The organism is Alishewanella sp. BS5-314, assembly GCF_025377695.1.
In the GTDB taxonomy this organism is placed as follows: domain Bacteria; phylum Pseudomonadota; class Gammaproteobacteria; order Enterobacterales; family Alteromonadaceae; genus Alishewanella; species Alishewanella aestuarii.
Genome location: NZ_JACEHJ010000002.1, coordinates 332528 through 345428, shown reverse-complemented (window position 1 = coordinate 345428; position 12901 = coordinate 332528). Strand labels below are relative to the sequence as shown.

At 51.2% G+C, this 12901-nt stretch carries 11 protein-coding genes; 3 read left to right on the top strand and 8 right to left on the bottom strand.

What is annotated here, in order from left to right:
- From H1D31_RS06130 to tkt, 8 genes are all read right to left on the bottom strand, one after another.
- The gene (locus tag H1D31_RS06130) at window positions 1-405 is read right to left on the bottom strand and encodes an ExbD/TolR family protein (protein WP_008610054.1); all 405 of its coding nucleotides are present in this window, start codon (window positions 403-405) and stop codon (window positions 1-3) included.
- Window positions 406-417: 12 nt separating this feature from the next.
- Window positions 418-942: a MotA/TolQ/ExbB proton channel family protein gene (locus H1D31_RS06125; protein ID WP_039925623.1), complete on the bottom strand. Its 525-nt coding sequence runs from the start codon at window positions 940-942 to the stop codon at window positions 418-420.
- Between the two features lie 2 nt (window positions 943-944).
- Window positions 945-2312: a MotA/TolQ/ExbB proton channel family protein gene (locus H1D31_RS06120; protein ID WP_261256960.1), complete on the bottom strand. Its 1368-nt coding sequence runs from the start codon at window positions 2310-2312 to the stop codon at window positions 945-947.
- Window positions 2313-2318: 6 nt separating this feature from the next.
- Window positions 2319-3089, bottom strand: coding sequence for a DUF3450 domain-containing protein (locus H1D31_RS06115; RefSeq protein WP_008949635.1), 771 nt, complete (start codon window positions 3087-3089; stop codon window positions 2319-2321).
- Between the two features lie 245 nt (window positions 3090-3334).
- Window positions 3335-4399: a class II fructose-bisphosphate aldolase gene (fba, locus tag H1D31_RS06110; RefSeq protein ID WP_008610050.1), complete on the bottom strand. Its 1065-nt coding sequence runs from the start codon at window positions 4397-4399 to the stop codon at window positions 3335-3337.
- A 62-nt stretch (window positions 4400-4461) separates the two neighbouring features.
- Window positions 4462-5640 (bottom strand): phosphoglycerate kinase, encoded by a 1179-nt coding sequence (locus tag H1D31_RS06105; RefSeq protein ID WP_065954793.1) that lies wholly within the window; start codon window positions 5638-5640, stop codon window positions 4462-4464.
- 39 nt (window positions 5641-5679) lie between these two features.
- The gene (epd, locus tag H1D31_RS06100) at window positions 5680-6693 is read right to left on the bottom strand and encodes an erythrose-4-phosphate dehydrogenase (RefSeq protein WP_261256954.1); all 1014 of its coding nucleotides are present in this window, start codon (window positions 6691-6693) and stop codon (window positions 5680-5682) included.
- Between the two features lie 51 nt (window positions 6694-6744).
- The gene (tkt, locus tag H1D31_RS06095) at window positions 6745-8742 is read right to left on the bottom strand and encodes a transketolase (RefSeq protein WP_261256952.1); all 1998 of its coding nucleotides are present in this window, start codon (window positions 8740-8742) and stop codon (window positions 6745-6747) included.
- A 395-nt stretch (window positions 8743-9137) separates the two neighbouring features.
- Between tkt and metK the strand changes: the two genes are divergently transcribed.
- From metK to rsmE, 3 genes are all read left to right on the top strand, one after another.
- On the top strand, window positions 9138-10286 hold the full coding sequence (gene metK / locus H1D31_RS06090; RefSeq protein WP_008610045.1) for a methionine adenosyltransferase: 1149 nt from the start codon (window positions 9138-9140) through the stop codon (window positions 10284-10286).
- Window positions 10287-10469: 183 nt separating this feature from the next.
- Window positions 10470-12050, top strand: a complete 1581-nt coding sequence (locus H1D31_RS06085; protein WP_261256950.1) for an AbgT family transporter — start codon at window positions 10470-10472, stop codon at window positions 12048-12050.
- A 117-nt stretch (window positions 12051-12167) separates the two neighbouring features.
- Window positions 12168-12896: a 16S rRNA (uracil(1498)-N(3))-methyltransferase gene (rsmE, locus tag H1D31_RS06080; protein ID WP_261256948.1), complete on the top strand. Its 729-nt coding sequence runs from the start codon at window positions 12168-12170 to the stop codon at window positions 12894-12896.
- The last annotated feature ends 5 nt before the right edge of the window (window positions 12897-12901 follow it).

Sequence of the window (12901 nt, the reverse complement as noted above, 5' to 3'; positions counted from 1 at the left end):
TTAGTTATTCTCCCCGGCAACAGTAATAACCAGCGATGGGTCAGCAGCTTTAATCTGATCCATTACTTCCATTACTACACCGTGTTTCGCTTCTTTGTCAGCCTGGATAATGATGGTATCCGTCGGTGACTCCGCTCTTAAACGCTCAATGTTGGCAGAAACCCGCTCAACATCAACTGGCCGTTTGTCCATCCAAACTTCACCATTAGCACGGATCGCAATAAAGATCGTAGCACTTGGCTTTTTCACAGCTTGAGTGGCTTCAGGTTTGTTGACATCAATACCGGCTTCCTTCACGAAAGAGGTCGTCACGATAAAGAAGATCAACATAATGAAAACGATGTCCATCATCGGCGTAATGTCGATTGCGGCCTCTTCGTCTTCGCGTATACGTTTACGTGCCATAAAAATTCTCTCTTAATGATGCGGTAAGCTGTCAACGAGATCTGCTTTTTCCCGTTTGACTTTCACTTCCAGCCGCGAACTGAAAAATACACCCGACAAGGCAGCAACCATACCGGCCATTGTTGGAATAGTTGCCATGGAAATACCCGCCGCCATAGTGCGAGGGTTACCGGTACCTTGGGTGGCCATAATATCGAACACCGCAATCATACCTGTTACCGTTCCAAGCAGGCCCACTAATGGGCACATTGCAACCAGTGTCTTTATCAGTAACATTCTTTGATCGAGTTTATCCGTCGCTTCAGAAATCCAGCAGTCACGGATCTTATGCGCATACCAGGAAGTGGTATCTTCCCGGGCATCCCACTTCGCAACAATTTCCCGTTTCATTTTCGGAAAAATCGAAGTGACATACCAGTAGCGCTCAATCATCAATACCCACATAATGAAGAGCACCGCGGCGACAACGTACAAGACGTTGCCACCCGTATGGATAAAATCCTGTACCGATTCCCACAGCCCTATTAGCTGGAGCATCATTAGGCTTTCTCCTTCTCCGCGTGAGCCGCTACGATACCAGCGCTTTGCTCATCCAGAACTTGCAGAATTGATTTAGCACGAGATTGTACAATGCTGTGTACGAACAACAGTGGCAGTGCAGCAATCAGACCCAGAGCGGTAGTTACCAGCGCCAGAGAGATTGAACCGGCCATCAGTTTCGGGTCACCAGTACCGTACAGGGTAATTTGCTGGAACGTCAGGATCATACCGATAACGGTACCTAACAGACCCATCAACGGCGCTACCGCAGCAAACAGCTTGATTAAGCCGATACCACGGTCAACTTTTGGTGTTTCGCGCAGGATAGCTTCGTCCAGTTTCAGTTCCAGGTTTTCTACGTCAGCATCTTTGTTGTCGTGGTAAACTTTCAGGATCCGGCCCAGCGGGTTGTTAGTAGATGGGTTGTTCAGGTTTTTCAGCTGAGCACGCATCTTGGCACCAACAGCAGACAGTACCAGTACCCGCTCTAACGCGATCAGTAAGCCGATGAACAGTAATACCGTGATCAGGTAACCTACAGTGCCGCCCTGGTGGTAGTATTCCATCAGTGTTGCACGTTGCTGGTTCAGACGTAACAGTGAGTTACCCTTAGTCGGGTCAACGTACAGGCTGGTTAATTCACCAGCGCGGGCGTTGTGGAACGCTGCTACTGAACTGTGGATTTTTGACTGTGGAGCACGGCCCAGTGGTTGGATCTGGTCAGTGTCTACGTTACGAATTAAATAATCAGTACCAGTGGTCAGGTGGAAAGCACCGAAGCGGGTTACGCGCTGGGTAGAAGTACCGCCAGCCAGTTCAACCACTTCGGCATCAAACTTAGCGATCTTACCTGATTCAGTCATTTCAGTTAACATCGCTACCCACAGCTCTTCCATTTGCTCAATGGTTGGCAGTTCAGTAGCAGCAGCGATATCACGCAGTACTACGTCACGACCTGGATACTGAGCGCTGACGATAGAGCTTGAAATAGTACCAACGGTTTTGTTCGCTGTTTGACGAACCACACCGAATACCTCACCCATAGTGCCCAGGGCGCTTTGCAGCTCCTGTTGTTTCTGAGCAATGGCGATATCGTTTTGGGCATATTGTTGCTGTAAACGCTTACCACGGGCTTCTTCTTCAGCCAGTTGGCGCTTAGCGGTATTTAACAACGCTTGCTTGTCTGCACGCTCAGCCAGGAAAGCACGCTCGCGCTCTTGGTTGATCCGGCCTTCCACAGTGCGCTGTTGTTGGATTTGCTGTAATAACTGATCCAGCTTCTGAGTATTTGCAGTCGCGTTAAAGGCTACTGATGCAGAAAGTGTTACTGCCGCAGCGACGACTAAACTTTTAATTGCCAATTTCATCTATTCTTACTCCGCTGCGAAAAGTGGTACACGATCCATTTCAAGCGTGGCTTCACGACGTGCCATCTTGATAAAATTACCGATTGACGGTAAGTATGAATCCGCTAACTTATCCCAGCTACCAGTGCTCTTGTTATACACCCAGCCTGAGCTGCCATCTAATGCCAGCGCCATCAGCGCTAAGCGGCCCAGATGTACGAAATCAACAGTAATGTCGCTACCGCCAGTGCTCAGTGTGCCCTGGAAGGCAGCCAGCTCTGTGCCGTAACCCATTTCAATTTCATAGGCTTCTAAAATTTGACGGAATTGCTCAGAACGCTGCACGTCTGAACGAGCCATCAGATCACGCAAACGTTGTACGCGCTCTAAACGACGGTCGGTACGCAGTGGGATGTCAGCCTGGATAAATTGCTCTAATGAGTCAATCATGCGGAACATCAGTGGCACTGTGCCTTGGTTGGTCTTTTCTAAGCCGTCAATTTGACGCTGGATGCGATCAATTTGACGCTGCTGGTCAGCAACCAGAGTAGCCAGGAAGTCGTTATAGACTTTCAGGTTGTCGGTTTGGTCAACGACAACACGATATTCACCCAGCAGTTCCTGAGTCTGCTCGTAAATAGTATTGATTTTTTCCTGAGACTGTACTGCTGCACGCTGGATTTGTGCATTTGCCTGATGCAGATCTTTTAAATCTGTCGCTGCAGCTGAACCAGCCAGGGCAAAACTGCCCGCCAGTGCAGAAGCAACAAGGCTCATATGGATTTTTTTATTAAACATAGTTCCCAACCAATTATTGCTGATTAACGTAACCTGATGTTGTAAGGGGTCGCCGTATAGCACGGCAGCAGCCCTCGTTTTAGAGGGTAAACCGCCCGCATCATTACAGGTAAAACGCCGGATGTCAACAGACAGCCAGCGCTGACAAGGCTTTCGCCACCTGTCCTGCACGGAAGGTTTAGCACCAATTTTAAGCTGCGTTAAACAGAGCGCTTACCTTGTTTAACACGCATTAAAAATTCTGGTTATTTAATGTTCGGCGTTAATTTGCCTGCCACATATAAATCAACCATCTTATCCAATGACAACGGCTTGATTTTACTGCCTTGCCCGGCGCAGCCAAAGGCCTGATAACGGGCAACGCAGATATCCGCCATTGCTTTTACGGATTCCTGTAAATATTTACGCGGATCAAATTCGGCCGGGTGCTTCGCCAGATAGCGACGGATCGCACCGGTCGACGCCAGACGCAGGTCGGTATCAATATTGACCTTACGCACCCCGTATTTGATCCCTTGCTGGATTTGCTCTACCGGCACACCATAGGTTTCCGGGATGGCGCCGCCATATTCGTTGATAATTTCCAGCCAGTCTTGCGGCACTGAAGAGGAGCCGTGCATCACCAGATGGGTATCCGGGATCCGTTCGTGGATGGCTTTAATCCGGTCAATCGCCAGAATATCATCTGTTGGTGGCCGGCTAAACTTGTAAGCACCATGAGAAGTGCCACAAGCAATCGCTAACGCATCAACCTGGGTTTCACGCACAAACTGCGCGGCTTCTTCCGGATCGGTCAGCATCTGATCATGGCTAAGCTTACAATCCGCACCAATACCATCTTCTTCACCGGCTTCACCGGTTTCCAGTGACCCTAAACAACCTAACTCACCTTCTACTGAGACACCACAGGCATGCGCTATTTCTACGACCCGACGGGTTACTTCAACGTTATACGCATAGTCCATCGGCGTTTTACCATCTTCGCCCAAAGAGCCATCCATCATCACTGATGAGAAGCCCAATTGAATGGAGCGCTGACACACGGCTAATGAGGTACCGTGATCCTGGTGCATCACCACCGGAATATGCGGAAACTCTTCCACTGCCGCCAGGATTAAATGACGCAGGAAAGGCGCACCGGCGTATTTGCGGGCACCGGCTGATGCCTGCACTATTACTGGGCTATCCGTTTTATCGGCAGCCAGCATAATGGCACGCATCTGTTCAAGGTTATTTACGTTAAACGCCGGCACGCCGTAGCCGAATTCGGCGGCGTGATCGAGCATTTGCCGTAAGGATATCAGAGCCATGAGGTCCTCTCTTTTATACTAAGGTACAGTTTTAGGTAAAAAGTTTTCTTTTTTGTTATTTATTAATTCTGAGCGCGTTCTTCTAAAATTGCCACTGCTGGTAGGGTTTTTCCTTCCAGAAATTCCAGAAATGCACCACCACCGGTCGAAATGTAGGAAATTTGGGCAGCAACATCGTATTTATCAATCGCCGCCAGGGTGTCACCGCCACCGGCAATTGAAAACGCCTCGCTTTGTGCGATAGCTTCAGCCAGCGCCTTGGTACCGGCACCAAACTGGTCAAATTCAAACACACCGACCGGACCATTCCAGACAATGGTACCGGCGTTTTTCAAAATAGCCGTTAATTCAGCGATGGTGGCTGGGCCAACATCAAAAATCATATCATCAGCGGCTACTGCAGCGACGTTTTTCAACTCAGCCTTTGTCTCGGCACTAAAGGCTTTACCTGTTACCACATCGGTGGGTACCGGGATATTACCCCCACGGGCTTTCGCCTGCGCCATTAAGCGCTGTGCTTCCGGGATCAGGTCGTTTTCACACAATGATTTACCGACATTGTGTCCCTGAGCAGCAATAAAGGTATTGGCAATACCGCCCCCCACAATCAGCTGATCAACAATACCAGACAGTGACTCCAGTACAGTCAGCTTGGTAGAAACCTTCGAACCACCGACGATAGCAACTAATGGCCGTTTTGGATTTTTCAAAGCGGCAGCCAAAGCGTCCAGTTCTGCGGTCAGTAATGGGCCGGCGCAAGCAATCTGAGCATACTTGGCGACACCATGAGTCGACGCCTGAGCGCGGTGCGCTGTACCAAAGGCATCCATCACAAACACATCGCAAAGCGCGGCCAGTTTTTGCGCCAGCTCATCGTTGTTTTTGCCTTCGCCTTTATTAAAGCGCACGTTTTCAAACACCACCACTTCGCCCTGCGCAACCTCAACACCCTTTAGGTAGTCTGCCACCAGCCGCACCGGTGCCGTTAAGGCTTTAGCCAGATAGTCTGCTACCGGCTGCATTGAAGATTCGGCGTCAAACACGCCCTCTTCCGGGCGGCCCAGATGCGACATCACCATCACTTTCGCGCCCTTAGCCAGCGCCAGTTCAATGGTAGGAATTGCGGCTTTTAAGCGCGCATCTGAGGTTACCACGCCGTCTTTAACCGGTACGTTTAAATCTTCGCGGATCAGTACACGTTTGCCGTGCAGATCTAAGTCGCTCATACGGATCACAGACATCTTTCTCTCCCTGGGATTAAACTCGAATTAAAGTTGCAATTAAAAATTTTGGCTCATCACTCTGGCGGTATCCAACATCCGGTTAGCAAAGCCCCATTCGTTGTCGCACCACACCAGGCATTTCACTAATCTTTTGTGGCTAACGCGGGTTTGGCTGCCATCGACAATGCAGGAGTGCGGATCATGGTTAAAGTCGACGGACACCAGCGGCGCCTCAGTGTAATCTAAAATGCCGCTCAGTGCGGTCTGACCGGCTGCACGCAATACCCGGTTAATCTCGGTGATGGTCACGTCCTGATGCAGGGTAACGCTAAGGTCCATCGCCGTAACATTAATAGTGGGCACCCGCACCGCTATGGCTTCAAAACGCCCGGCCAGATGCGGCATAATCCGCTCGATCCCCAGTGCCAGCTTGGTATCCACCGGAATAATCGAATGGCTGGCAGCACGGGTGCGGCGTAAATCCGGATGGTAGGCATCAATCACCTGCTGGTCATTCATTGACGCATGAATGGTCGTAATAGTACCGCTTTCAACACCAAAGTGCTGATCCAGTACCTGGATCACCGGTACAATACAGTTAGTGGTACAGGAACCGGCCGAAACCACCTGCATCTGCGCGTCTAACAAATGCTGATTAATGCCGTAAATTACTGTGGCATCGATATCGGCGTCCGCCGGGTGCGAAAATAACACTTTTTTGGCACCGGCCTGCAAATGCCAGTTGGCGTGCTCCCGGCTGTGAAAAACACCGGTACACTCCAGCACAATATCCACCCCAAGCTCGCGCCAGGGTAACTCCAGCGGATCAGGTTCATTAAAGAGTGCAATCTTGTCGCCGGCGACACTCAAGCCACCCGGGATCGCCGCAACCGGATAGCGAAAACGGCCATGGGCACTGTCGTAACGTAGCAGATGCGCCACACCTTCGGCTTGCGCCAGCTCATTAATCGCCACCACCTGCAACTGCTGTTGCCAGCCGTTTTCATAAATGGCGCGCAAAATGTTGCGACCGATACGGCCAAAGCCGTTTATTGCCAGTTTAATTGTCATAAGCTCAGCATGAAAAAACGGGCCCGGTAAGGGCCCGTTACAAAACCAGAATTACGCCAGCAAGGTTCTGGCAGTCACCAGCACGTTAGCGGCGGTAATACCAAAGTGTTCAAATAGCTGCTCAGCCGGTGCCGACTCACCAAACGTCTGCATACCAATCACGGCGCCATTTAAACCAACGTATTTATACCAGGTATCCATAATACCGGCTTCCACCGCAATCCGCTTGCTGACACTGGCTGGCAGCACGGCTTCACGGTAACTGGCGTCCTGTTGCTCAAACACATCCGTCGATGGCATAGACACAACTCGCACGGCCTTACCTTCGGCTTGCAACGTTTTAGCAGCCTGCATCGCCAGCTCGACTTCGGAGCCGGTAGCAATGATAATCAGCTCAGGCGTCGCGGCAGAGTCCAGCAGCACATAGCCGCCGCGCTTAATCGCGGCCAGTTGTGCTGCGGTACGCGGCTGCTGTACCAGGTTCTGGCGGGTAAAAATCAGCGAACTTGGGCCATCTTGGCGCTCAATCGCTTGCTGCCAGGCCACCGCTGATTCTACCTGATCGCAAGGGCGCCAGTTCATCAGATTCGGGGTAACACGTAAGCTGGCCAGCTGCTCGACCGGTTGATGCGTTGGACCGTCTTCACCCAAACCAATTGAATCGTGGGTATAAACAAAGATCACTCTTTGCTTCATCAACGCAGCCATACGCACTGCATTACGGGCATATTCCATAAACATCAGGAAGGTCGCGCCGTAAGGGACAAAGCCACCATGCAGCGAGATACCATTCATCATGGCAGACATACCAAATTCGCGCACTCCGTAGTAAACATAGTTACCGGCGGCATCGTCTCTGGTCAGCGGCTTAGAGCCAGACCAAATGGTCAGGTTGGAGCCGGCTAAGTCGGCAGAGCCCCCCATAAACTCCGGTAATAGCGGGCCAAAGGCATTCAGCGCATTTTGTGATGCCTTACGGGTGGCGATAGTTGCCGGGTTAGCTTGTAATTGCTCAATATACGCCTGACTTTGTGCTGCCCAATCGGCAGGTAAGGTACCGGCATGACGACGCTTAAACTCGGTGGCCAGTTCCGGATAAGCTTTTTCGTATTCAGCAAAGCGCTGTTGCCAGCTTTGTTCTGCTGCCGCACCGGCTGCCTTAGCATCCCAATCAGCATAGATATCCGCCGGGATTTCAAAAGGGGCGTAAGGCCATTGTAAAAATTCGCGGGCTGCGGCAATTTCCGCTTCTCCCAGCGGGGCACCATGACAGTCATGGCTGCCACCTTTATTCGGTGCGCCATAGCCGATCACAGTTTTGGTACAGATCAGTGTTGGTTTGTCGGTCACGGCGCGTGCCTGTTCAATCGCCGCTTTAATCGCCTCCGGGTTATGGCCATCAACATTGGCCACCACATGCCAGCCGTAGGCTTCAAAGCGCGCCGGGGTATTATCGGTAAACCAGCCTTCAACATGGCCATCAATCGAAATACCGTTATCATCCCAGAACGCAATCAGCTTACCCAGGCCAAGGGTACCGGCCAAGGAACAGGCTTCGTGCGAAATCCCTTCCATTAAACAGCCGTCGCCAAGGAACACATAAGTATAGTGGTCCACAATGTCAAAACCGGGGCGGTTAAACTGCGCCGCCAGCGCTTTTTCGGCCAGCGCCATCCCCACAGCATTGGTAATACCCTGCCCCAGCGGCCCTGTGGTGGTTTCTACGCCCGGCGCATAACCAAACTCCGGATGACCCGGGGTTTTAGAATGCAATTGGCGGAATTGTTTTAGATCATCCAGTGACAATTGATAGCCGCTCAGATGTAACAGCGAATAGATCAGCATCGAGCCGTGACCATTCGACAGCACAAAGCGGTCCCGGTCGGCCCAGCCTGGATTTTGCGGGTTATGTTTCAGATAGTCACGCCATAACACTTCGGCAATATCGGCCATCCCCATTGGGGCGCCGGGGTGGCCAGATTTAGCTTTTTGCACCGCGTCCATACTTAAGGCACGGATGGCATTGGCGAGTTGTTTACGAGATGGCATGCAGACTCCTGACAAATTGCGCTGATTATTCAGACTTGAGGTTTGCAGTGTAACCCGACACAGGCTGTTACCAAAATGATTACTGTGGGGGTTTAGATGGCCGTATTTTCACCCAGCCGCTGCCAGATGGCAAATGATTATCTGTGACCTTTTTTGCAGCGCAGTGATCCGGCAGCTAAGGTTTACGTAATTTCCGGCATGAAAGACGTCTGGGCGTAAATTTTTCTGGTAATCGCCGGGGGCTTTCACTAAAATAAGCGGCTATTTTTTTGGCGCCTGCCGGCTATACATTTTGAGTTATATTGTGAGTTGGCAATTGCTGCGCCTGCTTAATCACAGCGCTGTGACAGTGTCACGGCGCTTTATGTATTAACTAACGTGGTGGAAACTAACAGATGGCACAACATATTTTCACGTCTGAGTCTGTATCTGAAGGGCATCCGGATAAAATCGCTGATCAGATTTCCGATGCGGTACTGGATGCGATCCTGGAACAAGACAGCAAGGCGCGTGTTGCCTGTGAGACCTTCGTTAAAACAGGTATGGTGTTAGTCGGTGGCGAAATCACGACTTCTGCCTGGGTTGATATCGAAGAGCTGGTACGCAAAACCGTACGTGAAATTGGCTATACCCACTCCGATATGGGTTTTGATGCCGACTCTTGCGCTGTATTAAATGCTATTGGTAAACAATCACCCGATATCAATCAGGGTGTAGATAAAGCTGATCCGCGTGAGCAAGGCGCGGGTGACCAGGGTTTAATGTTTGGCTACGCCAGTAACGAAACCGACGTGCTGATGCCGGCTCCTATTACTTATTCACACCGCTTGGTACAGCGTCAGGCGCAGGTGCGTAAAGACGGTACCCTGCCGTGGTTACGCCCGGATGCCAAGTCGCAGTTAAGCTTTATTTATGAAGACGGTAAGCCAGTTGGTATTGATGCTGTAGTACTCTCTACCCAGCACTGTGACACCATCAGCACCGCAGATCTGCGTGAAGCGGTAATGGAAGAAATCATCAAGCCTGTATTGCCGGCGGAGTGGTTAAGCAGCAAAACCAAGTTCTTTATCAACCCAACCGGTCGTTTCGTGATCGGCGGCCCTATGGGTGACTGTGGTTTAACCGGCCGCAAGATTATCGTAGATAGCTACGGTGGTATGGCGCGCCATGGTGGTGGAGCTTTCTCTGGTAAGGATCCATCCAAGGTTGACCGCTCAGCGGCTTATGCTGCCCGCTATGTTGCGAAAAACCTGGTTGCGGCTGGTCTGGCAGAGCGTCTGGAACTGCAAGTATCTTATGCTATTGGTGTTGCCGAACCTACTTCAATCAGCCTGGAAACCTTCGGTACCAGTAAACTGAGTGAAGACGAGCTGATCAAACTGGTACGCGAGCATTTCGACCTGCGTCCTTATGGCCTGATCCAAATGTTGGATCTGGAGCGACCAATTTATCAGCCTACCGCGGCTTACGGTCACTTCGGCCGTAACGAGTTCCCGTGGGAGCAAACCGATAAAGCTGAGCTGTTACGTCAGTACGCCAAATAACGGATAGCGGGTTAAATGCCGTAAAAAGGAGAGGTGACTCTCCTTTTTTGTTTTAATTTGCTGCCACAACCGATTTGCCGCTTACCCGAAGCGCGCTTTTGTGTATTATTAGGGCGTTTTAGCCTCCAGGGTCTGATTGCGCTTAGCAATCACACAATAAAAAAGAAAGAGAAAGGAACTGCTATGTCAGAACAAACCGCCGCCGTGAATAACGGCTGGATGAACCGTGCACTCAATACCATTGAGGTGATCGGGAATAAATTACCCGATCCGGCCGTGCTCTTTGCACTGTTAATGGTTATCGTCTGGGGCCTGTCCTGGTTATTTTCCGGAATGACCTTTACCGAAATCGACCCTCGCAGCGGACAGCAGGTGCAAATTGTTAACCTGCTATCCGGGGCTGCTCTTACTCAGTTTGCCTCCAATATTGTGACAACCTTTGTTAACTTCCCGCCATTAGGTGTAGTATTGGTCGCGATGTTAGGTTTAGGTGTCGCGGAATATACCGGCTTTATTAATGCCGGTTTACGCTCTATTCTGGCCGTGACACCCAAGATGTTATTAACCCCAGTGTTAATTGCCGTGGGTGTACTAAGCCATGTGGCGGTAGATGCCGGCTATGTGCTGGTGATTCCGCTGGGTGCGGTAATTTTCTATGCTGCGGGCCGTCATCCATTGGCCGGTATCGCAGCAGCCTTTGCCGGTGTTTCCGGGGGGTTCTCTGCCACCTTCTTCGTTCCTTCCAGCCTGGACCCGTTACTGGCCGGTATGACGCAGGTTTCAGCCCAGCTGCTGGATCCAACTGTTACCATTAATCCGCTAAATAATTATATCTTTACCACCGCATCCACTTTCCTGATTGTCGTAATCGGCTGGTTTTTAACGGATAAAGTGATTGAGCCGCGCTTACAGGCGACCAAGGTTGATGGCGATACGTCACAGATGGTGAAGATGGATGCACTAAGTGCTCAAGAGCGGAAAGGCTTACGCGCTGCCGTGATTTCGATGTTTGTCGTTGCCGCTTTGCTGGCACTGAGCATTGTTGTACCTGCCGCTACCCCTTGGGCAGCACCCGCTGAGCAAGTTGCCGAGGGGATGAACCCGCTGCTGGTTGCCGCTTCGCCACTGATGAAGTCGATTGTAACGCTGATTTTTGTGTTCTTCCTGGTACCGGGTATTGTCTATGGTTATGTTGCCGGTACAGTGCAAACTCACCGTGATATCATCAAAGGCATGAGCAATGCAATGAGTGGTATGGGCTACTACATCGTGATGGCGTTCTTCTGTGCGCTGTTCCTGTATGCCTTTAACCAGTCGAATCTGGGAGTATTACTGGCGTTAAAAGGCGCCAATGCGTTAAAAGCTATGGGACTACCACTGGCAATGACGCTGGTGGGTATCGTGTTTTTATCCGGTTTAGTTAACCTGGTTGTCGGCTCAGCTTCTGCCAAATGGGCACTGATTGGCGCTATCATGGTACCGATGCTAATGGAACTGGGCATTTCCCCGGACCTGACACAGGCAGCCTACCGCGTTGGTGACTCTTCGACCAATATTATCACCCCACTGCTGCCGTACTTCCCACTGATCGTCGTGTTCTGTCAAAAGTATGTGAAGAACAGCGGCATTGGTACCTTGGTAGCGTTAATGCTGCCCTACTCTATTGCGATGCTGGTACTCTGGACTGCCTTCCTGCTTGGCTTCTGGGCACTGGATATTCCGCTGGGCTTAGGTGCGACTTACGACTATATCCCCAACCGCTAAGCAACACGCGTTTTGACTAAGGCCCTGCGGGGCCTTTTTTTATTGATTAGCGCTGGGTTAAGACAAAACACTGGTAATATTAGCCTCAGGCTTTTTTCAGTTAAACAGAACGACAAGATGCGAACAATACGAATCTACCAGCCATCAGCCCTGCCAGCCGGCGCTAAGCTTGCCCTGAGTGACGACGCGGCCAACCACGTCGGCCGGGTGCTGCGAATGCAAACAGGACAGCCGTTACAATTGTTTAATGGCGATGGCAAAAACTATGCCGCTACCATCAGCGAAGTCGGCAAGAAACAGCTGTGGGTTACTATCGACAGCAGCAGCGACAATCCGGTCGAATCCCCGCTGCGTATCCACTTAGGTCAGGGCATTTCCCGTGGTGACCGGATGGATTTCGCCATTCAAAAAGCAGTAGAGCTTGGCGTGACCGAAATCACCCCACTGTTTACCGAGCGCTGCGGCGTCAAACTGGATGCCGAGCGTTTGGCAAAACGTACCGAGCAGTGGCAAAAGATTGCGATCAGCGCCTGCGAGCAAAGCGGACGTAGTGTGGTGCCAACAGTGCATACCGCGGTTAGTCTGCAGCAATGGCTGGCCACCCCAACAAAAGCTTTACGGCTGACCTTGGATCCGCGCGCTGCCGCCACCATTAAGACCCTAACTCCGGCCAGCGATATTCAGTTGGTAATAGGTCCGGAAGGTGGCTTTACCGATACTGAAGTCAGCCAAACCGCGGCCGCCGGCTTTACCGGTATTACGCTGGGTCCGAGAATTTTGCGCACTGAAACGGCAGCGCTGACCGCGATCAGCGCCCTGCAACTGCAATTTGGCGATCTCGCCTGAGGATA

What these genes read in the sequence shown, in the direction of transcription:
- H1D31_RS06130 (WP_008610054.1), bottom strand. Translation starts at nt 405, where the DNA reads ATGGCACGTAAACGTATACGCGAAGACGAAGAGGCCGCAATCGACATT.
- H1D31_RS06125 (WP_039925623.1), bottom strand. Translation starts at nt 942, where the DNA reads ATGCTCCAGCTAATAGGGCTGTGGGAATCGGTACAGGATTTTATCCAT.
- H1D31_RS06120 (WP_261256960.1), bottom strand. Translation starts at nt 2,312, where the DNA reads ATGAAATTGGCAATTAAAAGTTTAGTCGTCGCTGCGGCAGTAACACTT.
- H1D31_RS06115 (WP_008949635.1), bottom strand. Translation starts at nt 3,089, where the DNA reads ATGTTTAATAAAAAAATCCATATGAGCCTTGTTGCTTCTGCACTGGCG.
- fba (WP_008610050.1), bottom strand. Translation starts at nt 4,399, where the DNA reads ATGGCTCTGATATCCTTACGGCAAATGCTCGATCACGCCGCCGAATTC.
- H1D31_RS06105 (WP_065954793.1), bottom strand. Translation starts at nt 5,640, where the DNA reads ATGTCTGTGATCCGTATGAGCGACTTAGATCTGCACGGCAAACGTGTA.
- epd (WP_261256954.1), bottom strand. Translation starts at nt 6,693, where the DNA reads ATGACAATTAAACTGGCAATAAACGGCTTTGGCCGTATCGGTCGCAAC.
- tkt (WP_261256952.1), bottom strand. Translation starts at nt 8,742, where the DNA reads ATGCCATCTCGTAAACAACTCGCCAATGCCATCCGTGCCTTAAGTATG.
- metK (WP_008610045.1), top strand. Translation starts at nt 9,138, where the DNA reads ATGGCACAACATATTTTCACGTCTGAGTCTGTATCTGAAGGGCATCCG.
- H1D31_RS06085 (WP_261256950.1), top strand. Translation starts at nt 10,470, where the DNA reads ATGTCAGAACAAACCGCCGCCGTGAATAACGGCTGGATGAACCGTGCA.
- rsmE (WP_261256948.1), top strand. Translation starts at nt 12,168, where the DNA reads ATGCGAACAATACGAATCTACCAGCCATCAGCCCTGCCAGCCGGCGCT.